This is a genomic window from Burkholderia sola, from assembly GCF_905400185.1.
Classification (GTDB): domain Bacteria; phylum Pseudomonadota; class Gammaproteobacteria; order Burkholderiales; family Burkholderiaceae; genus Burkholderia; species Burkholderia sola.
The window spans coordinates 1255093-1278428 of record NZ_FR989676.1; the positions used below are offsets into that span (position 1 = coordinate 1255093).

Genomic DNA, 23336 nt, shown 5'->3' on the forward strand with positions numbered 1-23336 from the left:
AAAAAAACAAATAATTTGCGTGTCGCATCTTCAAGATTTTTGAATAATCCCGGATTCTCGCCGGTGACCGGCGCGCTCGACCCGCGCTACTTTGCCCCGGCCGGTTTGCTTGCCCATTGCAACAGTTGTTCAAAGATCGAAACCGGGCTGTCCAACTTCTTCGCCAAAACGCGCTGCCTGCTTCCTCTTGTGAAGAAAGGCCGCACGCGATCGCGACTGCTTTCCGGAGTGCCCGGAAAGTCCGGCTCGATTGGAGAAACGGCTGCGCGTTTCCGCCCGTGCGCGACATGGTTGCGTTAGCGTAATCGCCGGGATGTGCGGGCCAGTGTCCTGCGCAATGTAGCCGAGAGAAAGACTGAGATGGCGAACAAATATAAATACGGAATTCATATCGACCTTACCCGCCAGAACTTTTCTGCCTGATTGTCATCGACGTGGCCTGTGATGAATTGGGTATCGATGATGCTGTCGGGATCGCAATGATTTTGTTAGGTCAGAGGTTCGTGCCGACCCGAGGGAAATTCGGCGGAGCGGTTAAGGGGACTTCGATCGCATCCAGGGTATCGAGAAAAGTGTTGCCCTATGAAATCAAGTACAAAATTCTGCCGACGGTAACGTCATTCAGGAGCCTCCTGCTGCTCAAGATCAAATTTACCCGGGAGCTCGGCGCCTTTGTCGGTCGGGCCGTGCCGGTGGTCGGCTGGATCATTACCGCTATCGATATATCAGTCATCATGTATCGCTCGACAGTCACGTACAATGGCTTGGTCAAGCAGGAGGATCGCTTTTAATGGACGGTCGTCTGATGGAGATGGTGCGGGATGAGGCCGATTCGCCACTATGGGGCGAACTCGAGATTACCGAGGACACGGATCTCTGCATCGATCTTGAAATTTCCGACAGGGCCATGTTGAGATTGATGCGGAGATTTTCGGAAACGTTTGGTGTCGATATTTCCGGTTTCGACATTGATTATTATTATCCTGCGCGGAAACTGGGAATGAGTCGATTCTTGATGGCGGTATTCAGGTCGCCATTTAGCGCCGACGCCAGGGACAAAATACTGGAGCGTCCGCTCACCATCAAAATGATGGAGGCGGCGATTGAAACCGGACGGTGGACGATGTAACGGTTCGAAAAAGGGCCAGCCGATGGCGCACCTGTCATTTCCGCATCAACGCGGTGATTTGCATGCGCGTCGGCCCCTGTCGCGCGACACCGTCGTGTCACAAGTCGAACATAGCATCTCGGCGTCGATATGACCGGCGCGGCTTCGCGTCCGCGTCACGTCATCATCCTCACGGAGAACCGTTATGCGAACGTCGGCCCTACGGCCTTTCGCGGTCGTCGGCCTGGTCATGCTGACCGCCGTCCTCGGCGCCTGCAACGACGACCTGACCGCACCCGCCGCGCCCGTCGCGCAGCAGAAGGCCGCGTGTGGCGGCGCCGTGGTCGCCACCGCGCAGATGCGCTGCCCGCCGGGTTTCACCGCGCCTGCTTCGTCGCCCGCTTCCTGATACCGGCCGTTTCCACCAGAAATCCCATCAAGAGCAACCAGCATGGCCATCCATTCGCGACGCGATTTTCTGAAGTTCTCGGCCGGCCTCGCCGGCGCGACCGCCGCCACCGCACTGCTGCCGGAATCGATCCGCAAGGCGCTGGCGATCGAGCCGAACACCGTGACAGGCACGATCCAGGATGTGCAGCACATCGTCGTGTTCATGCAGGAGAACCGCTCGTTCGACCACTACCTCGGACATCTAAGCGGCGTGCGCGGCTACAACGACCGCTTCCCGGTCACGCTGCCGAACGGCAAGCCGGTGTGGTTCCAGCCGCGCCAGGAAGACAAGTCGAGCGTGATCGCACCGTTTCGCTACGATACGACCAATCCGGGCGTCAACGCGCAATGTATCGGCGGCCTGCCGCATACGTGGGCGACGACGCACGGCGCGATCGACAACGGTCGCGCGGACCAGTGGGCCGTGCAGAAGTCGAACATGACGATGGGCTATCACGTTCGCGACGACATCCCGTTCCACTACGCGCTCGCGGATGCGTTCACGGTGTGCGACAACTACTTCTGCTCGATCCCGGGCAACACGCACCCGAACCGCATGTACCTGATGACGGGCATGGTCGATCCGCTCGGCACGGGCGGCGGCCCGCTGCTCGACAACACCGACTACATCGACAACCCGTTCGACAAGGTCCAGCTACCGCCCTTCAACTGGACGACCTACCCGGAGCGGCTCGAAAAAGCCGGTATCTCGTGGCAGATCTATCAGCAGGGCACCGGGTTCGACAATTTCACCGGCAACTACGGCACGAACATGCTGGCGTGCTTCGACAACTTCGTGAACGCGCCGGCCGGGTCGTCGTTGCAGACGCGCGGGATGAGCACGCGTCCGATCACGCAGCTGAAGGCCGACGTGCAGGCGAATGCGCTGCCGCAGGTGTCGTGGCTGCTGCCGCCGGCCGCGTATTCCGAGCATCCGAAGTTCACGCCGCTGTACGGCGCGTACTACCTGTCGACGATCCTCGATGCGCTGACGTCCAATCCGGACGTGTGGAGCAAGACCGTCCTGCTGATCATGTACGACGAGAACGACGGCTTCTTCGACCATGTCGTGCCGCCGTCGGCGCCGACGCTGCCGGGCTCGGGCATGAGCACCGTGGACGTATCGCTCGAGCGGCACAACGTCGTGACTGCGACGCAAGCCGGCACCTATACGGCCGACAACCTGCCGTACGGCCTCGGCCCGCGCGTGCCGATGTTCGTCGTGTCGCCGTGGTCGAAGGGCGGCTTCGTGTGCTCGCAGGTGTTCGATCACACGTCGGTGCTGCAATTCATCGAGAAGCGCTTCGGCGTGATGGAGACCAACATCTCGCCGTGGCGTCGCGCGATCTGCGGCGACCTGACGTCGGCGCTCGACTTCTCGAAGTCGGATGCGACGCTGCCGACCCTGCCGAGCACGCAGGCGTATGTCGCGCAGGCAGACCTGCAATGCTCGCGCGCGTCGTCGCAGACCGCGCCGGCCAGCACCGCGCAGCAGGTCGTGACCGCGCAGGAACCCGGCACGCGGCCGGCGCGCGCGCTGCCGTACGAATTGCACGTGACCGGCCAGCTGCAGGCGCAAGGCTATGCGCTGACGTTCGCGAATACCGGCACGCAAGGCGCGCACTTCTGGGTCTATACGGGCGATCCCACCGCGATGCCGCGCCGCTATACGGTTGAAGCGGGCAAGCAGTTGACCGATACGTGGGCGCTCGATGCGAACGGCAACTACCTGGCGAGCGTGTGGGGGCCGAACGGCTATTTCCGGCGCTTCGCGGGTTCGGCCGCCGCGGATGGCGCTGCCAAGCCTGAAATCACGCCGTGCTACGACACCGCGAACGGCGATGTCTACGTGACGATCGCCAATGCCGGCACAGGCCCGCTCACGGTCACGGCAACCGATGTCGCATACGGCGGCGCGGCGCGCACGCTGACGGTCCCGGCCGGGCAGCGCGTCGAAGCGCACTGGGACCTGTCGTGCAGCAGCCACTGGTACGACCTGCAGTTCACCGTGGCGGGCAATGCCGGCTGGACGCGCCGCATCGCGGGTCACGTCGAAACCGGCAAGCCGAGCATCACCGATCCGGCGGCCGTGGCGCCGACGATCGCGGCGATCTGACGACGGCAACCTAAGCGACGACGGGCCGGCCGGTGGCATCCGCCCGGCGCGTCGCGTTGACCGATCGATGGCGGTGCGACGAAGTCGCACGCTGCCCGCTCGAATGCCGCGAGAAAACCGGCCGCCGGGCGGCACGAGTGTCGCATGACGGTCGGACGGATTGGCGCTGCCGGTGGCGGCGCTGACCATCCCTGACAGTGTGCGGCCGGCGCTCCGCTAGAATGCCGGATTGCCGCCGCTTGACGCGGGCGGCGCGTCGCGCGCTACACTGCGCCTAGCCATCCCCGTTCAATCTTCCATCCCGCCGACGATGACGTCTCCTGTCCTGACCGGCCTGCGCATCGGTATCACGATCGGATTGCGTGCCCCCGACGAAAGCCTGTGGATCAACGGCATCAAGCAGAACGCGCTGTTCCTCGCGAAACTGCTGATGGCGTCGCCGCACAGCTACCACGTGACGCTGGTCAACACGACCGACGTGCCGCTGACCGACGCGCTGCCGTGGGATCGCAGCGTGTACGACACGCGCGCGTTCGCCGACATGAAGGACGCGCTCGACGTGGTGATCGAGCTTGGCGGGCAGATCGACGGCGAGCAGACGGCCTACCTGAAAGCGCGCGGCGCGAAGCTCGTCAGCTATTGCTGCGGCGTCGAGTACATCAACGCGATGGAGTCGATGCTGTTCGGCCGCCGGCTGTGGGATTCGCTGTTCATCAACCGCGGCTACGACGAGGTGTGGGCGATTCCGCAGATCGCGCCGTCGTCGCTGCCGTTCCTGCAGTCGCTGCGCCGCTGTCCGGGACGCGTGGTGCCGTTCGTGTGGGATCCGATGTTCCTGACCGAACGCGCACAGTCGCTGCCCGAGCACGGCGAATACCGGCCGCGCAGCGAGCCCGGCAAGCGGCTCACGGTGATGGAGCCGAACCACAACGTCGTGAAGTTCTGCGTGTATCCGATGCTGATCATCGACGAGGCGTATCGCCGCGACCCCGACGCGATCTGCTTCACGCACGTGACGAACGCAGATCGCCTCGCGCACGACAGCCCCGAGTTCGTGATGCTGATGAACTACCTGGATATCGTGCGCGCGGGCAAGGCGAGCTTCGTCGGGCGCTTCGATACGCCGCTGTTCCTGGCCGACCTGACCGATATCGTCGTGTCGCATCAATGGTCGAACCCGCTGAACTATTTCTATTTCGACGTGTGCTGGCAGGGTTATCCGCTCGTGCACAACGCGAGTCTCGCGCCCGATCTCGGCTACTACTATCCGGACAACGACGTGCAGCAGGGCGCCGATGCGCTGCTGCGCGCGCTGCATACGCACGACGACGACTGGCAAGCGTATGCGCGACGCCAGCGCGAGATCCTTCGCCGTTACACGTCGGCGAATCCGGCGCTCGTCGCCGAGTACGACGCGCTGCTCGCGAACCTGATCGGCGCGCCGGCCGCCTGAGGCCGGTGTTCCGCGGCGCACGGTCGTTGCGCTCCGCTCGCCTCCCGCCGTCGGGTTTGTCCCGCCCTCATGTCTGACGAAATGATGCCGTTAAAAAAAGAAACCGACGAACCGGATGGGTTCGACGGTTTTCGAAGGCACGAAATTGACGGCTCCGAGGGAAGTCCGTCAAAAACAAGTTTATAGGTTAACAAGTTGGAAAGATTGTTAAATATGTTTCAATCTACAATCTTCATATAATTGAAATTGGTATTATGGGTTAAGCGGAGATTGATTCCTGTTGGAAATTTAATAATATCGTTGGGAACGCGGAAATTGCATGTCGCAGTGATCGAATGGCGCGCGGCGGCAGGTATCAAGAGTGAGGCGGCGCGTGCGGAGAGCGGCATTTCTCCCCGACATATCGAGCGCGGGCGGTACTTCGTCGCATAGTATTTATCTGATCAATTGACGGTGCCCCGATTCGAGCGACGAGCGAATCCGGGAAAAGAAGATTCGGATAAAACGGTCTGGATGAAAAATATAAGCGATTCGGATTTGAGGTTCTTGTAATTCGCGTTGTGTAACCTGTCGCACTGTTGATATCGCGCGCGCGTGGTGTATTTCAGGTAATCGAATATCGTAAAAATATCGAATTTGACGGTGCCGAAGCGACCAGTACGCTCCCCGGAAAAAATCGACATACAGGATGGGCCGGGTAGGCGGCGGAGCGCGTCGAGGTGGGCGCGTTCCGTCTGGGTGTTGAGGTCGAGCCGCGATCGGCGGCTCGCCATTTGCCGGAGCGCCGGATGAATGCGGTCGAAGCTCGCCAGGAGGCGAATCGGAAAGCGAATCGCGATGAAATCGATCTCGTGTTCGGCGCGCGCGACGATCATCCCGACCTTGCGTCGGTACGCAGTTTCGTCGAAAGCCGGCTCGGATTCGCGCACGAACCCGTCTGCCGCGCCGACCTGTCGGGCGGCGTGCTGTACGAGGAACGCCTGGCGCGGTTGCGGTGGGGCGAGCGCGATGCGCTGCCGCCGCTCGTCTTCCTGCCGCGCCTCGAAGCGCTCGGCCTGATGCGCTGGTTCGACCGGCTGGTGGTCGGCCGTACGATCGATGCGCTGCGCGCCGATCCGGGCGCCGTGTACGGTTGCAACGTCGCGGCGGCGAGTGCGGTGGTGGACGACGCGTGGCTCGCGATTTTCAGGCGGCTCGAGCGCGAGCCGTCGGTGGCCGCGCGGCTGGTCGTCGAGATCACGGAGACGGGGCCGCTGAACCCCGTCGCGGGCCGGTCGTTCGTGTACCGCTTCCGGCGGGCCGGGTGCCGGATCGCGATCGACGATTTCGGTGTCGGCTTCAGTGCATTGAACAATCTGGTGGTCGGCAATCCCGACATCGTGAAGCTCGACCGCTCGATCCTGTCGATGATCAAGCGCAACGCGATCGGGCGCTACCAGTTCCGGCGGCTGATCGCGTTTGCGCATGAAGGTGCGCGGCACGTCGTCGTCGAAGGCGTGGAAAGCGAGACCGACCGGCAGATCATCGTGGATGCCGGCGTCACGTGGGCGCAGGGCATTCGCTTTTCATGGCGATCGCCGGCCGCCGCGTGATAGCGGAAACGGGCAGGGCGGCGCGCGCGGTGCGCGTCGGGGGCGGGACGAATCGCAAAGGGGCGTGGGCATGACGGAGACGAAAGCCGGAGGCGGAACGGGCACGCAGGCGATCGATGCGCGCGAGCTGGTCGCGATCGCCGAGTTGGCCGACATGCTGCGGCAACTGGGCGCCGAATCGGCCGATGCGCCGATCGACGTTGCGCCGTATCTGGACGGTCTGACACGCGTCGCACGCCGTATTCGGCGAATGATGCCGCTCGACGCGGGCGGCCGCGAACTGGCGGCCCGGCACTACTACGCGGGCGTCATCGCCGGCGCGTGCGGCGACGAGTCGGCGATCGCGCGCGGCGTATCCGACAGCCTCGTCCGGCAATCGGCCGACGCAGGCCGGTCGGCCGCCCGTTGTTTCGCGGTGCTCGCGCGCGTCGGGCGGCGGCATGGCCGCGCGTTCGCCGCGCAAAGCGGCGATCGGGTACTGGCGTAACGCAACCGGCGCGTGCGCAGGCAATCAGCCGAGCGGGCGGCCGGCGAACAGGTGCTGGATCTGCGTGGAATAGGCGCGAACGTTGTGCTCGGCGAGCGTGTCGACCCGGTGCAGGCAGCGGCGGGCGGCCGCCGCGTAGTCGTCGAGCCGTGCGTCGTGCGTTTGCGCGGCGGTCGCGATCGCGCGCGCCGCATCGAAGATCTCGAAGTCCGGATAGTAGTAGCCGACGTCGCGCAGGAACGGCGAGTTGTGCACGAGCGGGTAGTTGCCGTACAGCGCGTCGTACAGCAGGTAGTTCAGGCCGTTTTCCCAGTGGTGCGACACGACGATGTCGGTGTGATGCGCGGCCCACGCGACGAACGGCGCACGCACGTCGGCGGTGGCCTTGCCGTCGCGCACCATCTCGAGCCCGAGCGCGAGATGCTTGAAGGCGACGTTTTCCTTCTTGTCGAACGTGTTGGTCATGTACACGTGCTCGACGAGTTCCGGATGCTCGACGTAGCACGCGTTCGCGGCGAGCATCGGCACGATCGCGCTCTTCACGACGTTCAGGTTCGGCTCGAAGAATGCGATGCGCTTGGCCGGGCCGCGGTTGCGATAGCCGAAGCGCGCCTTCAGTTCAGGGTCCGCGTCGAGGCTGCGTTCGATGAAATACGGCGACCAGATATGCGGCAGCTCGATCACCGGCGCGCGGTACACGGCCTGGAAATACGCGGCGCACGTATGCATGTGCTGCGGATTGGTCCAGATCTCGTCGAACTGCACGCGGTGCGGGTTTGGCCGCCAGTCGTCCTTCTCGAAGTTGATCGTCTCGACCGCGATCACGTAGTCGTTGCCGAACCGATACGACACGCACTTGCCGCCGCGCTGGCGCACGACGTCCGTGTGAGACGGATCGACGAACGCGTTCATTTCGATCAGCAGGTCGGTCTGGTGAACGACGGCCGACAGCGGCCGCAGCGCGTCGCCGAATGCGTCCATCATCAGCGCCTGCGGATACGCGGCGATGCCGTCGTCGTGCGCGAGCCAGACCTCGCCGATCAACGGCGACTGCTTCAGCAGCATGTACAGGTACACGCAGTGCTGGTTCGCGCCGTTGTACCAGATCGACTGCGTCGCGTCGCGCTGCACGTTGATCGTTATCGCGACATTGAGTTTCATCGGCTCGGCTCCGTGGGACGAGGATCGGTCATGCGTCGCGATAGAGCGTGGCGATCGCGTCCGTATAGGCCGCGACGTTCTCGGGGTTGTAGATGCTGACCGAGTCGAGCACGTGCTTCGACTGCTCGCGGTATGCGTCGAGATTCGCGTCGTGCTCGGCGAACGCCTGCAATAGCGCGCGGCCGCCCGCCTGGCAGTCGAAGTCCGGATAGAAATACCCGGCCTTGCCGAGGAACGGCGAGTTGTGGATCAGCGGATAGTCGCCGTACAGCAGCTCGTAATACAGGTAATTCTGTGCGTTCTCCCACGTGTGCGACACCACCGCATCGCCGTATGCAGCCATGAACTCGTACACCGCATAGCGGCTTTCGAACGTCGTGATGCCGTGGTTCACGATGTCGAGGCTCTTCGCGAAGTGGATGAACGTCGCGTGATCCTTCAGGTGGATCGTGTTGCACACGCGCACGAATTCGAGGAATGCCGGATTCGCGCGATACGCTTCCTCGGTCACGAGCATCGGAATGATGCTCGTCTTCACCATGCAGATGTTCGGCTCGAACATCGTCACGCGCCAGCGCGGCTTGCCGGGCCGATAGCCGAACGACAAACCGGCGCCGAGCGTCGCGCGCGCCTTGTCGAACAACATCGGATGCCAGATGTGCGGGACGATCGTGACCGGCGCGCGCAAGCCCGTCTGGTAGTAGTGCAGGCACGAGCGCTCGAATTCGGGAATCGTCCACACCGCGTCGTACGGCGCGCCCGAGAACAGGAAGCCTGACGGCTTGTCGAACATCGCGCGCTCGATGTCGATCACGTAGTCGTTGCCGACCCGCATCGTGACGACCTTGCCGCCGCGCTCGCGGAACGCGCGCAGGTAATCCGCGCCGAATTGCGCGCTCATCTCGATCAGCACGTCGCAGCGCTCGAGCGCTTCGTCCATCGACAGCAGCGGCACGTTCCACTCGCCGAGCATCATCTGCGGATCGGCGACCTGTTCGCCGCCGTTGACCATCACGGCATCCGCGACGAGCGGCGACTGGCGCAGCAGCAGGATCAGCAGCAGGCAGTTCTGGAAAATGCCGTTTTCCCACAGCGACTGGCCGGCGCCGCGCACGAACAGCGACACGCCGACGACGAGACGCTTGCCCTCGCCGGGCGCTTGACGGGCATTGGAGTCCGACATGCGTATGCTCCGGTTCAGGCGACCAGACGCGAGACGAACGCGTCGAGGTTCGCGGGGTTGTCGATCGAGACCGAGTGCAGCAGCCGGTCGGCTTTCGCACGGTAGTCGTCGAGACGTTCGTCGTGATGCAGCCACGCTTCGAGCAGCGCGCGACCGCCGGCGGCCGAGTCGAAGTCCGGGTAGTAATAGCCGGCGTCGCCGATCAGCGTCGAGTTGTGGATCAGCGGATAGCCGCCGTACAGCACGTCGTAATACAGATAGTTCTGCCCGTTTTCCCAGTGGTGCGACACGACCGCATCCGCGTGGCGCGCCATGAAGCCCGGCAGGTCGATGCGCGGCTCGAACGTCGCCTTGTGCTGGCGCACGAGATCGAGGCTGTTCGCGAAGTGCACGAAGGTCGGATGTTCTTTCATGTGCATCGAGTTGACCACGAACATGTGTTGCACCGCATCAGGCCGCGCGCGGTAGAGCTCGTCGCAAGCGAGCATCGGGTAGTGGCAGGACTTCGCGACCGAGATGTTCGGCTCGAGCATCGCGAGCTTCCATGGCCGCTGGCCGGGCCGATAGCCGAACGTCGCGCCTTCGTCGGCGAGCGCGGCCACGCGGCGCTCGAGGAAGTACGGCGACCAGATGTGCGGCATCAGGTGGACGGGCGCGCGCAGGATCGTCCGCAGCATCGGCGCGGCGGTCTTGTCGTATTGCGGCAGCAGCCACACTTCGTCGAACGGCGCGCCGTTGAACACGTGCCCCGACGGTTTCCCGAAGATCGGCGTTTCGCCCAGCCCCGCATACACGTGCCCGCAGAAGAACGCAGCGGTCTTCTTGCCGAGCGCCTTCATGTGCCGGAGCCATTCGACGGGCAACTGCGCGCCCATTTCGATCACGACGTCGAGTTCGTGCGTGACGTCGGCGGGTTTCACGAGCGGGATGTCGAGGCCGTCGAGTTCGAGGCCGGCCGGCAGCGCATTGGCGTCGCCGCCGTTCAGGAAATAGACGGGGCCGACGCGATCCGAGCGCTTGAGCATCATCGCGAGGAACGCGATGTTCTGGTGAATGCCGTTTTCCCAGATCGCCTGGCCATCGCGCGCGAACAGCGAGATGCCGACCGCCGGCCGGTGCTTGCGGGTGCCGCCCGCGGCGGCTTCATTGATGTCCGTCACCGGTTGTTTCCTCTGCGGCGTCGTGCGTCCGGCATCGCGTCGAGCGTCTGGCCGGCAGCGGCGCGCCGTGGATTGTCATGGTTGGATTCGCGCCGGTGCGCCGCGGTGCGCGAATCGGTCGACGAGATTCGCGAAGGCGGCGGCCGGATTCCGGCGTGTCGTCGGGCACGCCTGGCACGGCGCGCGTCGGGCGGGCTGCCCCGGCGACTGTTTGCGGCGATTGTGGCACGGAAACCGCCGGTTTTGGCAGCGCGTGACGAACTTTGACATAGCCGACGGCCAACGGGAGCGGGCGCAGGCGTTGCGGCGCCCGGTGGTCCGGCGGAATTCCGGCGCGGCGCGTGCGGCCTGCCGGATCGCGCGGCCGCATGCGCGGCCGCGGGCGGCTCAGTGCTGCAGCCGGATTTCGACGCGACGGTTGCTGGCGCGGCCTTCCGGCGTCGCGTTCGAGGCGACCGGATCGGCCTTGCCGCGGCCCGAGACCGTCATCGAATCGGTCTTCAGTCCATGCGCCTTCAGATAGGCAGCGACCGATTCGGCGCGGTGCTTCGACAGCGCGAGGTTGTAGTCGTCGCTGCCCACCGAGTCGGTGAAGCCAGTGACCGTCACCAGCGAGTACGTGCGGTCGGCGCGCTCGCTCAGCAGCCGGTCCAGCGATTCGCGCGCGGTCGGCGCGAGCGTCGCGCGATCGGTCGCGAACAGCGCGTCGCCCGACAGGTTCACGCGTTCGATGACGGCGGCGGCGGCTGGTGCGGGTGTGGCGGCCGAGGCCGCCTCGACCGGCGCGGCGCCGCACTGGAACACCAGCGTGGCCGGATCGGCGTTGTCGCGCAGCGCGCGGGCCGAGTCGACGGCGCGCACGGGCTCGTCGCCGCAGATCTTGCGAGCAGCCTTCATGCAGGTCTGCGGGCCCGACAGCAGGCCGTGGCAGTCCACCTGGAAGGTGCGCACGCCGTCGCGCGGCTGCAGTTCGGAGGCGCTGAAGGTCGGGCCGGATGCGGTCGAGCACGCGGCGAGGACCGTTGCGGAAAGCGCGAGCGCAAAAGCGAGTTTGTTCACGGTGACGTCCTTAAAGCTTGGGTTGACCGAGGCCCGCCGCGCGGCGCGCAGCGGGGCTCGTCCTGCCGTCGGCGCCGCGGGCGTCCGGCTGGCGAGCCGGACGCCCGGGCGGCGCGACGCGTTACTTCCACTGATACAGCATGCCGGCGCCGATCACCTTCTGACCGCCGCTGAAACCGCCGTTGACCGACGCCTTCAGGTTCTCCGTGATACGCGCCTGCATGCTGACCGCCATCGCCTTCTGGCCGAGGAAGGTCGACGTGCCCACGCCCATCCCGAAGTTGGCGTCGCGATCGAGCTGCGGGATCGACGCCATCGCGCCGACGGCCGCGATACCCTGCTTCGCCATCTGGTCGGTCTGCTGCAGTTGCGAACCCAGCGAGTTGATCTGCGCCTGCTGGCCCGACAGTGCCGTCGACAGCGTCGTCTGCACTTGCGTCAACTGGTTCACGTTCACCGCGTCGGTGCCCTGCGTACCGGGCGCGACGTTCGTGATCTGGCGCTGCTGCTGGTCGTTGCCGACCGACACCACGTTCGAGCGACCGCCATCGTTCGACGCCGCGCCGATCGCCACGGAGTTCGAACCGGCCGTGACGACCGGAAGGTCGTTGCCCTTGCCGTTCAGGTCGGCGGCGACGCCGTTGTTGTTCGCCGTACGCGCCGTGTTGTTGTTGATCGTCGTCGACAGCTGGCTCACTTGATCGCCGAGGTTCGTCACGCCGGTCGACAGCGAGGCCACCGTGCTGTTGGTCGAACTCAGGCCGGTGGACAGCGAACCGATGCCGGTCGACGTGGACGTGGACAGCGACGTCAGGTTGCTGTTCGTGGAACTGAGCCCCGTCGACAGCGAGTTGATCGCGGTCGACGTGGACGTGGACAGCGACGCTACGTTGCTGTTCGTCGTGCTCAGGCCGGTCGACAGCGAATTGATGCCGGTGGACAGCGACGCGACGTTCGACGCGGTGGACGTCGACAGCGTGTTGAGCGCGTTGTTCGTCGCGTTCAGCTGGCTGCCGTTGATCGCGTCCGTGCTCGTGGCCGAGATCCGGCCCGCGGCGACGTTCGTGATCTGGCGTTCCTGACCCGGTGCGCCGACGCTCACCACGCCGACCGGCGAGCCGCCCGCGAACGGGTAGGTGACGCCGCCGATCGTGGCGCTCGAGGTGCCGACCGCCGCGGCCGTGACCGAGTTCGCGCCAAGTGCGATCGAGTTCGCGACGTTCGCTTGCGCGTTCGTGCCGAAGGCGAGGGCGTCGGCGGCCGTGGCCTTGGCGGCCGAGCCGTAGGCCTGGGCGCCGGTGGCGCTGGCCGTGGCCTGGCTGCCCAGCGCGATCGTGTTGTCCGCGGTGGCCTGGTTCGCGCTGCCGAGGGCGAGCGCGCTGGCGCCGGTTGCCGTGTTCTGGTTGCCGAGGGACACCGCGCCGTCGCCGGTTGCCGTGTTGTTGGCGCCCATCGCCACCGCGCCGGTGCCCGTCGCCACGTTCGGATCGCCGATCGCGACCGCGCCGTCGCCGGACGCCGTGTTGCCGGAGCCGATCGATACCGCCTTGCCGCCCGTTGCCGATGCGCTCTGGCCGATCGCGACCGCACCCGCCGTCTGCGCGTTCGAACCGTCGCCGACCGCGACGCTGCTGGCGCCCGCCGCGCTGGCGTTCACGCCGGCGGCGAGGGCGTTGGTGCCGGTGGCGCCCGTGTTGTCGTAGTTGGCTTGCTGCACGCCGTTGTCGTTGACGCTGTAGTAGTGCGTCTTCGCGGCGTTGATCGCGGTCGAGGTGGACGTGGACAGCGACGCCACCGAGCTGTTCGTGCTGCTCAAGCCGGTGGACAGCGAGCCGATGCCGGTCGAGGTCGACGTGGACAGCGACAGGATCGTGCTGTCCGTGCTGCTCAGGCCGGTGGACAGCGAGCTGATGCCGGTCGAAGTCGAGGTCGACAGGGACGTGATCGAGCTGGTCGCCGAGGAGAGGCCGGTCGAGGTCGAAGTCGACAGGGAGCTGATCGAGCTATTCGCCGACGACAGGCCGGTCGACGTGGAGGTCGACAGCGACGTCACCGAGCTGTTGGTCGAGCTCAGGCCGGTGGACAGCGAGTTGATGCCGGTCGAGGTCGAGGTCGACAGCGAGGTGATCGAGCTGTTGGCCGACGACAGGCCGGTCGAAGTCGACGTCGACAGCGACGTGATGGAGCTGTTAGCCGACGACAAGCCGGTCGACGTGGAGGTCGACAGCGACGTCACCGAGCTGTTCGTGCTGCTCAGGCCCGTGGACAGCGAGCTGATACCGGTCGAGGTCGAGGTCGACAGCGAGGTGATCGAGCTGTTGGCGGACGACAGACCCGTCGAGGTCGAAGTCGACAGGGAATCGATCGAGCTGTTAGCCGAAGACAGACCCGTCGAAGTCGAAGTCGACAGCGACGTGATCGAACTATTGGCCGACGAGAGGCCCGTCGAAGTCGAGGTGGACAGCGACGTGATGGAGCTGTTCGCCGACGACAGGCCGGTCGACGTGGAGGTCGACAACGACGTCACCGAGCTATCGGTCGAGCTGAGGCCCGTCGACAACGAATTGATGCCGGTCGAGGTCGACGTGGACAGCGACGTGATGGAGCTGTTGGCCGACGACAGGCCGGTCGAGGTCGAAGTCGACAGCGACGTGATGGAGCTATTCGCCGACGAGAGACCTGTCGAGGTCGAGGTCGAGAGCGACGTGATGGAGCTGTTCGCGGACGACAGACCTGTCGAAGTCGAAGTGGACAGCGACGTGATCGAGCTATTCGCCGACGACAAGCCGGTGGACGTGGAAGTCGACAGCGACGTTACCGAGCTGTTGGTCGAGCTGAGGCCCGTCGACAGCGAATTGATGCCGGTCGAGGTCGAGGTCGAGAGCGACGTGATCGAGCTGTTGGCCGACGACAGGCCAGTCGAGGTCGAAGTCGAGAGCGACGTGATAGAGCTGTTAGCTGACGAGAGGCCGGTCGAAGTCGAAGTGGAGAGCGACGTGATCGAGCTATTCGCCGACGAGAGACCTGTCGAGGTCGAGGTCGAGAGCGACGTGATGGAGCTGTTCGCGGACGACAGACCTGTCGAAGTCGAAGTGGACAGCGACGTGATCGAGCTATTCGCCGACGACAAGCCGGTGGACGTGGAAGTCGACAGCGACGTTACCGAGCTGTTGGTCGAGCTGAGGCCCGTCGACAGCGAATTGATGCCGGTCGAGGTCGAGGTCGAGAGCGACGTGATCGAGCTGTTGGCCGACGACAGGCCAGTCGAGGTCGAAGTCGAGAGCGACGTGATAGAGCTGTTAGCTGACGAGAGGCCGGTCGAAGTCGAAGTGGAGAGCGACGTGATCGAGCTATTCGCCGACGAGAGACCTGTCGAGGTCGAGGTCGAGAGCGACGTGATGGAGCTGTTCGCGGACGACAGACCTGTCGAAGTCGAAGTGGACAGCGACGTGATCGAGCTATTCGCCGACGACAAGCCGGTGGACGTGGAAGTCGACAGCGACGTCACCGAGCTATCGGTCGAGCTGAGGCCCGTCGACAGCGAATTGATGCCGGTCGAGGTCGATGTGGACAGCGACGTGATGGAGCTGTTGGCCGACGACAGGCCGGTCGAGGTCGAAGTCGACAGCGACGTGATGGAGCTATTCGCCGACGACAGGCCGGTCGACGTGGAGGTCGACAACGACGTCACCGAGCTATCGGTCGAGCTGAGGCCCGTCGACAGCGAATTGATACCCGTCGAGGTCGAGGTCGAGAGCGACGTGATGGAGCTATTCGCCGACGACAAGCCGGTGGACGTGGAAGTCGACAGCGACGTCACCGAGCTATCGGTCGAGCTAAGGCCCGTCGAAAGCGAGTTGATGCCGGTCGAGGTCGACGTGGACAGAGAGGTGATCGAGCTGTTAGCCGACGACAGGCCGGTCGACGTGGAGGTCGACAGCGACGTCACCGAGCTATTGGTCGAGCTGAGGCCGGTCGACAACGAGTTGATGCCGGTCGAAGTCGAAGTGGACAGCGACGTGATCGAGCTATTCGCCGACGACAAGCCGGTGGACGTGGAAGTCGACAGCGACGTCACCGAGCTGTTGGTCGAGCTGAGGCCGGTCGACAGCGAATTGATACCCGTCGAGGTCGAAGTCGACAGTGAGGTGATCGAGCTGTTGGCGGACGACAGACCCGTCGAAGTCGAAGTCGAGAGCGATGTGATGGAGCTGTTAGCCGACGAGAGGCCGGTCGAGGTCGAAGTCGAGAGCGACGTAATCGAGCTATTCGCCGACGAGAGGCCCGTCGAGGTCGAAGTCGAGAGCGACGTGATCGAGCTATTGGCCGACGACAGGCCGGTCGAGGTCGACGTGGACAGCGAGGTGATCGAGCTATTAGCCGACGACAGGCCGGTCGAAGTCGAAGTGGACAGCGAGGTGATCGAGCTATTGGCCGACGACAGACCCGTCGAAGTCGACGTCGACAGCGACGAAATGGCGCTGGTCGCGGTACCGACTTGTTGGGCGACGGAATAAAGCTGGCTGCCGTTGATCGCGTCCGTACTGGTCTCGGTTACTTGGCCGGCGGCGACGTTGGTGATCTGCCGTTCTTTGTTGAAGTCGCCGACGCTGACGGTGCCGACCGGCGTGGCGCCAGCGAATCCGCCGAACGTTACGCCGTTGACGGTCGCGCTGCTCGTCGGGCTGGCCGGGGCAGTCACCGAGTTCGCGCCGAGCGCGACGGAGTTGTTCGTGCCCGCGACAGCACCGGTGCCGATGGCGACGGCGTCGGTGCCCGTCGCGGTGCTGTCGGCGCCGGTCGAGTTCGCGTGGAAGTACTTGATGCCCTGGCTGTTGATGTTGTTGATCGCCGAGCCCACGCTGTTGGCCGTCGACGTCGTGCCGTTCGCGTTGTACGTGGTGTACGCCGGAGCCGAGACCGTGCCCGTCGTCGGGTCGTACGTCGAACCACCGCCAAGTGCGGACGCGGTGCTGTTACCCAGGTTGTCTGTCTTCGTCGAGACCGAGCTGAGGCCAGTGGAGAGCGAGTTGATGCCGGTCGAGGTCGACGTCGACAGCGAAGTGATCGAGCTGTTAGCCGACGAGAGCCCCGTCGACGTGGACGACGAAAGCGACGCGACCGAGCTGTTAGCCGAGCTGAGGCCCGTGGACAGCGAGTTGATACCAGTCGAAGTCGACGTCGACAGCGAAGTGATCGAGCTATTCGCCGACGAGAGCCCCGTCGACGTGGAGGACGACAGCGACGTGACCGAACTGTTTGCCGAGCTGAGGCCGGTGGAGAGCGAGTTGATGCCAGTCGAGGTCGACGTCGACAGCGAAGTGATAGAGCTATTCGCCGACGAGAGCCCCGTCGACGTGGACGACGAAAGCGACGTGACTGAACTGTTTGCCGAGCTGAGGCCGGTGGACAGCGAGTTGATGCCAGTCGAGGTCGACGTCGACAGCGAAGCGATCGAACTATTCGCCGACGAGAGCCCCGTCGACGTGGACGACGAAAGCGACGTGACTGAACTGTTTGCCGAGCTGAGGCCGGTGGACAGCGAGTTGATACCAGTCGAAGTCGACGTCGACAGCGAAGCGATGGAGCTATTTGCCGACGACAGACCCGTCGACGTGGACGACGAAAGCGACGTAACCGAACTGTTTGCCGAGCTGAGGCCGGTGGAGAGCGAGTTGATGCCAGTCGAAGTCGACGTCGACAGCGAAGTGATCGAGCTGTTAGCCGACGAGAGCCCTGTCGACGTGGAAGACGACAGCGACGTGACCGAACTGTTTGCCGAGCTGAGGCCGGTGGACAGCGAGTTGATGCCGGTCGAGGTCGACGTCGACAGCGAAGTGATCGAGCTGTTAGCCGACGACAGGCCCGTCGACGTGGAAGTCGACAAGCTGACGATGCTCGACGTCGTGGTGCTGGCCACCGCGTAAAGCTGGCTGCCGTTGATTGCGTCCGTGCTGCTTGCACTGATCAAGCCGGCCGCCACATTTTGGATGCGGCGCTCGGAACCGGCGGCGCCCACACTCACAACACCAGCGGCCGAATTCGCGCCGGCATAGGTCCCGAATGTCTGACTTCCGATCGTCGTGCTGCTGACGGCACCGGTGCCGCCCGTCGCTGTACCGGCGGCGGCGGTCGTGGTCGCACCTGAGCCGAGCGCAACCGAGCCCGTCACGTTCGCATTGGCGCCAGCCCCGAATGCCAGTGCATTCGTCGCGCCGGATACTGCGGTATCGCCGATCGCGATGCCGCCGGCCGCCGTGGTCGTACTGCTATTGCCCAGTGCAACCGAGCCCTGGCCGATCGCACTGTTGCTGTTGCCGATTGCCACGGCACCGTTCGCGGCTGTCGTTCCCGCCGCATTGCCCGCGGCGATGTTGTTTGCACCCAGCGTCACGGCGCCCGTGCCGTTCGCAATGTTCGGATCGCCGATCGCCACCGCGCCGTTACCGCTCGCGGTCTGTTGACTGCCGATCGCAACGGCGCCGACCCCGGACTTGACAGTCGAACGGTAACCAATCGCCGTTGAACCCAAACCGGCCGTCGACGAAACGCTCGAGGTGTCGCCGATTGCAACCGACGAATTCGCCCCCGCTGTTGAAGTACTTCCCAGTGCCACAGCGGCGGAACCCGCGGCGGTCGACTGATTGCCGGCAGCCAGCGTAGCGAAATTCGACGCGACAGTTCCGATACCCAGCGCCGTTGCGTTCGTGCCGCTTGCATTGGCGCCGAGGCCAAATGCCGATGCTTGTCCGGCCGACGCGCTGGCTGACGCGCCAACGGCGGTTGCATTACCGGCCGTTGCGGCCGCCTTGTTGCCGAGCGCGACCCCGTTCCCCCCCGTCGCAATGGCCGTCACACCGATGGCGGTGTCTTGCGCACCACTGGCAGTGGCTTGATTGCCGATAGCCGTTGCATCCGTGTTCGACGCAACCGCACCGAAGCCGCCCGCGTAACTTGTGGCTCCGGTGGCGCTTGTGTTGAAGCCGGTTGCCATGCTGTTGGCCCCGGATGCCTTGGCGCTGCCACCCAGTGCAATTGCATTGGCGCCTGTCGAAGATGCTGCAGCCCCGACTGCGACGTTATTCGTTATCGAGGTGTTCCCCGCGACACCCGCAACCGCGCCGTCGCCTTGGGCGATGCCGTACGCACCGTTGACGGTTGCGCCGCGGCCGACTGCAATGCCCGACGTGGCGGCCGATGCGACGGACGACTGCCCGCCGATCGCGATGCCGTCCGACGCGGCGGACTGCGAGCCCTTCGTTGCGTTGCTGCCGATGGCGACTGCGCCCGCGCCCGATGCGATGGTCGAGTTTGCCTGCGACAGCGGCGTCGTTCCGTTGCCGCCCGCGCCGCCGATCGCGACGGAGTTCAGTGCGTTCGCCGTCGAGCCGAAGCCGAGTGCGGTCGCGCCAGCGCCGCTGGCGGTGGTTTCGAGGCCGGCCGCGACGCCCCAGAGGCCGGCCGACGATTGCATGCCGGTGGCGACGGCGCCGTTGCCGGTCGCCTGCGCGAACGAGCCGTACACCGTGACACCGGTCCAACCGTTGCCGTTGGCGTTACACCCGGCGACGACCGAATACGTTCCGGAGCCGTCGCCGGCCTGGTTTTGCGTACCGCCCGGGTTGACGCGGCCGACCGCACTGTTGCTTCCGGTGAAGCAGGTTTGCTGGGTGCTGAGCGTATTGGCTTCGGCCAATCCGGGCAGGCTGATCGCCAGAGCCGCGACTGCTGCCACCACGACGGCCGACTTGTTCGGCTTGCCCCGTGCCGAATCGATTTCCGATGCTGCAACCCAGGCGCCGAGCGCTTCGTTCCAGATCGAGCGGTATGTGCGGTTCATGTCCTGCTACCTCCAAATGTGCACGCCACACACCGGTCTCTTTTGTTAGAGGATTGCTCCGTGCGCTCGCGCGAATCTCAAAATTGATGGGCGGATTTTATTGGAGGTGGATTTTGTAGATTGACAAAAAGTGATAAATGAAGTGTTTTTAAAGTTAAAGAATGGTTAATGCATCACGTTTTGACGTGCTGCGGAGAAACGAATGTCAAAGATATGAGGATGGGTCGGGCAGGGTTCGTGTTACTGTTGGATTGGCGACAATTATCCATATAAATCAATGGCTTATGATGGTTGTGTGCGATAGGCAACACGATCGATCCACCTAAAAGTAAGACAAAACGGAGCGCAAACGTTTGCGCGCCATCGAATACTTTCATGTTTGTAATGTTTGAGGGTGGGGTCGTGGATAATGTTATTGATATTTTATTAACTTATTAATATTTTGGTTTGTGTTGAATTTGTGTTTGTATTTACTAGTTATCTGGTAATTGAATTTGTCTGATGTCGGGTGCATTGGTTTGTGCTGATCTGCGCATTTCGCGCGGCGCCGGAGCCCGAGGGACGGGCGTTGCGGGCTGCCCGGGCCGTGGAAGTTGTAAAAAAGTGCTACAGACACGCAGACGAAACAATTCGCGTCAATTTATCGGTTTTGTCCTATTGACGATCGCGTTGGCGTCGGTGTTAAGGCGGAATCGGCGCGCGTGCCGGAAGTCGAGCGGGCGCGCACGCGGCGGGTGTTCCGCGCGGCGTCGACAGGCCGTCGAAGATCGAGCGTTGGCGGGAGCGGCGGTGTCTGAAATGTCAGATCCGGCGTGCGGCAATGTGTCTGCCGTGCCGCTGGCGCTCGATGTGTCGAGGAAAAAGAGGGGAGGAAGCGAATGTATCGGGCGCGCCACACTCGAACCACGGGCGGGGGCCGATCCGGGCGCTTGCCGCATGATCCGCGGCAAGCGCCCGACTTCACTTCTTCAGAAACCGCAGCGCGAGCCGCGCCATCCGCGGCACGAACATCGGACGCAGCAGACGCTTGTCGTAACCGGCCATCCGCCGGTCGTTCTCCACGAGACACAGCTCGATCAGTTCGCGCGGGTTCAGCGCATCGCCGATATCGGCGGTGCCGGTCGCCGGAAAATTCGCGTCACGCGCGGCGCCGTCGGCATCGATGCCGCGCGCGATATTCATGCGGTCACGAATCAGTTGCACCCACACGGCCGCGACGCGTGCGAAGAACCACGGCCGGCGCCACCACGGCATCGTGCGCCAGTACCATGCGTACCAGTTCACGAAGAACAGGATATGGCGGCCTTCTTCCTGGATCACGGGCTCGAAGGTCTCGACGAGCTCGGGCGGGAAATAGCCGGAGCGCTGCGCGGAGCGGAACAGGCCGAATGCGAAAAAGCTGTCGATGCATTCGCTGAAGCCCGTCATCATCCACGACCATTCGGGATCGGCGGGCGCCGGATAGGCCGGCTCGGGCGCGAGCCGGATACCGTACGCCTCGACGAGCTTCGACAGTACGACCTTGTGGCGGGCTTCCTCGCCGCCGTCCATCTCGAGCGCGCGGCGCAACAGCGGATCGTCGACCGTCGCGGCGTAGGTCGCGACGCGAATCGACGCGCGGCCTTCCGTTTGCACCGCGATGTCCCAGATCGGCAGCGACGTGAGCCGCCTGAGTTCGGCCGGCTGGAGCGCCGGCCAGTCGATTACCGCCGGCTTGTACGGATTGTGTGTGTCGAGCAGCATCCGACAGAACATCTGCTTGTGCGCATCGGAACCGATCCGGACCGGACCCTGCCTCTCGAAGGTCCAGTTGCGCATCGCGTGATCTGCGGCTGCATGCTCTTCCTGCAGCGTGTCGGTCATGGCTATTGTTATGCGATTACGGATCGAAAGATTCTGGCACAGCTTCCGTCATCGCGTATTTTCGGGCGGCCATGTGCACGCGGCCCGCGCGGGTCACGCGTTCGTGTCGACCCAGAGGCGGCCCCAGCGCGATGCGTACGCGAGGGCGTGCTCTTCCTCGAAGAAGAAATCGATGGCGTCGAACGACACGGAGCGCGGCGACGGCCCGCCGCTCGCGCGTTCGATCGTCAGGTTGGCGGCGAACAGCCCGTTCGGCAACCGGGCGGCAGCGGGAGCGACTTCATAGCCCTTGTAGCGGATCGTACGGTTCATGGCGTGCGCATAAAAAGTTCGGACTTTCAGCGTACGAAAACCTGCCGGCCGCGTGAACCAATCTTTCGGCCAATGCAAATCATGCGGTGGGCTGAATCGTTATCGGGGCGGTGCGCGGGAACGATGTGTTCGAGCGGCGAGACGGACGCGCCCGGCACATCGCCGTGCGTCGGAAGACGCGCCGCGCACCTGCGTCGAACCGTGTCGACCGAAGGGGCGCGGCGGAATGCGGAGCTTACTGGTTGGCGACCTTCAGCACGGGCGCGAGCGCATCGACCGAGGCCGCATGCGAGGCCGCACGATGCGACGCGAACGCGAGCGCGAATTCGGCGGCTTGCGCGCCGACCGTCTCGAGTTGCGCGACGACCTTCGGATCCGAGCAGCTATCGGCGCTTTCGAAGCGCGTTTCCAGCGTGTTGACGGTTGCGCCGAACGGTGTCGGCCAGCCGCGCAGTGCGTGGACGATCGAGCGCAGCGACGTCAGCACGGTGCCGGCCGCCTGCCAGCCGTACGCGGTGACGATCAGGCCGACCGCGCGGCCGTCGAGATACGGGCGGCTGTCCGCGCGCAGTTCCTCGAGCGTGTCGAGCGCGTTCTTCACGAGGCCGGACACGCCGCCGTGATAGCCGGGCGTCGCGATGATGATCGCGTCGGCCTCGCGCACGGCGTCGATCAGCTCGCGTTGCGCGTCGGTCAGCGTTTTGTGTTCGGGTGCGTAGTGCGGCAGCGTATGCAGGAACGGGCCGTCGAACAGGCGCGTGCGCGCGCCGGCGGCTTGCGCGCCGCGCAGCGCGAACGACAGTGCGCGTTCGGTGGACGATGCGGCCCGGGTGGTCCCGCCGATGCCGACGACGAACGGGCGGCGGTGTTGATCGAATGCAGTCAAGGGGCGCTCCTGGGAGTGGCTTGCCCGGCTAAGCACAGGCTTAAAACCAGATGGTAACGACCCCGCCGCCACTCTGAAAACGACTTTTCGTTCTATCGATATGCCGCGCGGCGGGGCAATCGTGTGCGCGGCCGCGCAGATCGATAGCAGAAATGCTTGGTTGGGACGGTGCGCCGCGGTCGATAAGATGGGCTCGTCTCCTCCATGATGTCTCTACTGACATGGGTTGGCCCCGCCGCGCGGATGCTGGCGGGGCTTTTTTTCGTCCTCGGCCGGAAAACGGGGCGCGATGTGCGGCGATGGGCCTGTTTCGTCCGTTACTCGAACACCGGCCGGAAGAAGCTGCGCTCGTAGCTGACGATGCACCGTGTTTCCTCCGCGTAGCGGAATGCGGCCTGGCAGGCCGGATCGTCCTTCGAGCGTTCGCGGTAGCGCGCGTAGTCGGCGAGGCTCGGGAACGAGAACATCGCGAGCGCGATGTTGTTCGCGCCTTCGGACGGCAGGAAGTAGCCATGATGCGTGCCGCCGAACTGCTCGACGAGCGGAATCCACATCTTCCCGTAGGTTTCGAATTCGACGAGTTTGTACGGATCGACGACGTAGCGAAGGAAGCAGGTGATCATGGGCGCTCGCGATGCGGTGACGGAGCAGCGAGTCTGGAGCGTG

16 protein-coding genes and 1 pseudogene are annotated in these 23336 nt (G+C 64.3%); 7 read left to right on the forward strand and 10 right to left on the reverse strand.

Features of this window, described 5'->3' with window-relative positions:
• The first annotated feature begins 360 nt into the window (after nt 1-360).
• From KR541_RS22185 to KR541_RS22205, 5 genes and pseudogenes are all read left to right on the forward strand, one after another.
• A pseudogene (locus KR541_RS22185) lies at nt 361-791 on the forward strand (STM2901 family protein).
• A complete protein-coding gene (locus KR541_RS22190; protein WP_050016211.1) occupies nt 791-1129 on the forward strand; it encodes a DUF1493 family protein in 339 nt (112 codons plus the stop codon). Before KR541_RS22185 ends, KR541_RS22190 begins: the two are co-directional and overlap by 1 nt.
• A 229-nt stretch (nt 1130-1358) precedes the next feature.
• On the forward strand, nt 1359-1517 hold the full coding sequence (locus KR541_RS22195; RefSeq protein ID WP_235356265.1) for a hypothetical protein: 159 nt from the start codon (nt 1359-1361) through the stop codon (nt 1515-1517).
• Between the two features lie 42 nt (nt 1518-1559).
• Nucleotides 1560-3674 carry a phosphocholine-specific phospholipase C gene (locus KR541_RS22200; RefSeq protein WP_050016208.1) on the forward strand — a complete coding sequence of 705 codons (2115 nt, stop codon included), beginning with the start codon at nt 1560-1562 and terminating at the stop codon, nt 3672-3674.
• Nucleotides 3675-3984: 310 nt separating this feature from the next.
• On the forward strand, nt 3985-5127 hold the full coding sequence (locus KR541_RS22205; protein ID WP_050016206.1) for a DUF2827 domain-containing protein: 1143 nt from the start codon (nt 3985-3987) through the stop codon (nt 5125-5127).
• 443 nt (nt 5128-5570) lie between these two features.
• Here KR541_RS22205 and KR541_RS22210 read toward each other — a convergent pair whose 3' ends face one another.
• Nucleotides 5571-6002 carry a hypothetical protein gene (locus KR541_RS22210; RefSeq protein WP_162484456.1) on the reverse strand — a complete coding sequence of 144 codons (432 nt, stop codon included), beginning with the start codon at nt 6000-6002 and terminating at the stop codon, nt 5571-5573.
• On the opposite strand from KR541_RS22210, the gene KR541_RS22215 reads away from it, so the two are divergent.
• Both KR541_RS22215 and KR541_RS22220 read left to right on the forward strand, forming a co-directional pair.
• The gene (locus tag KR541_RS22215; protein ID WP_050016204.1) at nt 5916-6719 is read left to right on the forward strand and encodes an EAL domain-containing protein; all 804 of its coding nucleotides are present in this window, start codon (nt 5916-5918) and stop codon (nt 6717-6719) included. The two genes, KR541_RS22210 and KR541_RS22215, sit on opposite strands and share 87 nt — an antisense overlap.
• 70 nt (nt 6720-6789) lie before the next feature.
• On the forward strand, nt 6790-7206 hold the full coding sequence (locus tag KR541_RS22220) for a hypothetical protein (RefSeq protein WP_216089788.1): 417 nt from the start codon (nt 6790-6792) through the stop codon (nt 7204-7206).
• Nucleotides 7207-7230: 24 nt separating this feature from the next.
• On the opposite strand, the gene KR541_RS22225 is transcribed toward KR541_RS22220, so the two are convergent.
• From KR541_RS22225 to KR541_RS22265, 9 genes are all read right to left on the reverse strand, one after another.
• Nucleotides 7231-8367 carry a DUF2827 family protein gene (locus KR541_RS22225; RefSeq protein WP_216089789.1) on the reverse strand — a complete coding sequence of 379 codons (1137 nt, stop codon included), beginning with the start codon at nt 8365-8367 and terminating at the stop codon, nt 7231-7233.
• Between the two features lie 28 nt (nt 8368-8395).
• A complete protein-coding gene (locus KR541_RS22230; protein WP_124556315.1) occupies nt 8396-9550 on the reverse strand; it encodes a DUF2827 domain-containing protein in 1155 nt (384 codons plus the stop codon).
• Nucleotides 9551-9564: 14 nt separating this feature from the next.
• A complete protein-coding gene (locus tag KR541_RS22235) occupies nt 9565-10710 on the reverse strand; it encodes a DUF2827 domain-containing protein (RefSeq protein WP_050012207.1) in 1146 nt (381 codons plus the stop codon).
• 387 nt (nt 10711-11097) lie between these two features.
• Nucleotides 11098-11769, reverse strand: coding sequence for an OmpA family protein (locus tag KR541_RS22240; protein WP_050012208.1), 672 nt, complete (start codon nt 11767-11769; stop codon nt 11098-11100).
• A 121-nt stretch (nt 11770-11890) separates the two neighbouring features.
• A complete protein-coding gene (locus KR541_RS22245; RefSeq protein ID WP_216092414.1) occupies nt 11891-19609 on the reverse strand; it encodes an ESPR-type extended signal peptide-containing protein in 7719 nt (2572 codons plus the stop codon).
• Between the two features lie 960 nt (nt 19610-20569).
• Nucleotides 20570-21472, reverse strand: coding sequence for a hypothetical protein (locus tag KR541_RS22250; protein ID WP_050012211.1), 903 nt, complete (start codon nt 21470-21472; stop codon nt 20570-20572).
• 93 nt (nt 21473-21565) lie between these two features.
• Nucleotides 21566-21784 carry a hypothetical protein gene (locus tag KR541_RS22255; protein WP_006480563.1) on the reverse strand — a complete coding sequence of 73 codons (219 nt, stop codon included), beginning with the start codon at nt 21782-21784 and terminating at the stop codon, nt 21566-21568.
• A gap of 235 nt (nt 21785-22019) precedes the next feature.
• Nucleotides 22020-22670 carry an NADPH-dependent FMN reductase gene (locus KR541_RS22260; protein ID WP_050012212.1) on the reverse strand — a complete coding sequence of 217 codons (651 nt, stop codon included), beginning with the start codon at nt 22668-22670 and terminating at the stop codon, nt 22020-22022.
• Nucleotides 22671-22987: 317 nt separating this feature from the next.
• Nucleotides 22988-23293, reverse strand: coding sequence for an NIPSNAP family protein (locus tag KR541_RS22265; RefSeq protein WP_050012213.1), 306 nt, complete (start codon nt 23291-23293; stop codon nt 22988-22990).
• Between the last annotated feature and the right edge of the window lie 43 nt (nt 23294-23336).

What these genes read in the sequence shown, in the direction of transcription:
- KR541_RS22215 (WP_050016204.1), top strand. Translation starts at nt 5,916, where the DNA reads ATGAATGCGGTCGAAGCTCGCCAGGAGGCGAATCGGAAAGCGAATCGC.
- KR541_RS22245 (WP_216092414.1), bottom strand. Translation starts at nt 19,609, where the DNA reads ATGAACCGCACATACCGCTCGATCTGGAACGAAGCGCTCGGCGCCTGG.
- KR541_RS22265 (WP_050012213.1), bottom strand. Translation starts at nt 23,293, where the DNA reads ATGATCACCTGCTTCCTTCGCTACGTCGTCGATCCGTACAAACTCGTC.
- KR541_RS22230 (WP_124556315.1), bottom strand. Translation starts at nt 9,550, where the DNA reads ATGTCGGACTCCAATGCCCGTCAAGCGCCCGGCGAGGGCAAGCGTCTC.
- KR541_RS22225 (WP_216089789.1), bottom strand. Translation starts at nt 8,367, where the DNA reads ATGAAACTCAATGTCGCGATAACGATCAACGTGCAGCGCGACGCGACG.
- KR541_RS22190 (WP_050016211.1), top strand. Translation starts at nt 791, where the DNA reads ATGGACGGTCGTCTGATGGAGATGGTGCGGGATGAGGCCGATTCGCCA.
- KR541_RS22195 (WP_235356265.1), top strand. Translation starts at nt 1,359, where the DNA reads ATGCTGACCGCCGTCCTCGGCGCCTGCAACGACGACCTGACCGCACCC.
- KR541_RS22200 (WP_050016208.1), top strand. Translation starts at nt 1,560, where the DNA reads ATGGCCATCCATTCGCGACGCGATTTTCTGAAGTTCTCGGCCGGCCTC.
- KR541_RS22220 (WP_216089788.1), top strand. Translation starts at nt 6,790, where the DNA reads ATGACGGAGACGAAAGCCGGAGGCGGAACGGGCACGCAGGCGATCGAT.
- KR541_RS22255 (WP_006480563.1), bottom strand. Translation starts at nt 21,784, where the DNA reads ATGAACCGTACGATCCGCTACAAGGGCTATGAAGTCGCTCCCGCTGCC.
- KR541_RS22250 (WP_050012211.1), bottom strand. Translation starts at nt 21,472, where the DNA reads ATGACCGACACGCTGCAGGAAGAGCATGCAGCCGCAGATCACGCGATG.
- KR541_RS22210 (WP_162484456.1), bottom strand. Translation starts at nt 6,002, where the DNA reads ATGATCGTCGCGCGCGCCGAACACGAGATCGATTTCATCGCGATTCGC.
- KR541_RS22205 (WP_050016206.1), top strand. Translation starts at nt 3,985, where the DNA reads ATGACGTCTCCTGTCCTGACCGGCCTGCGCATCGGTATCACGATCGGA.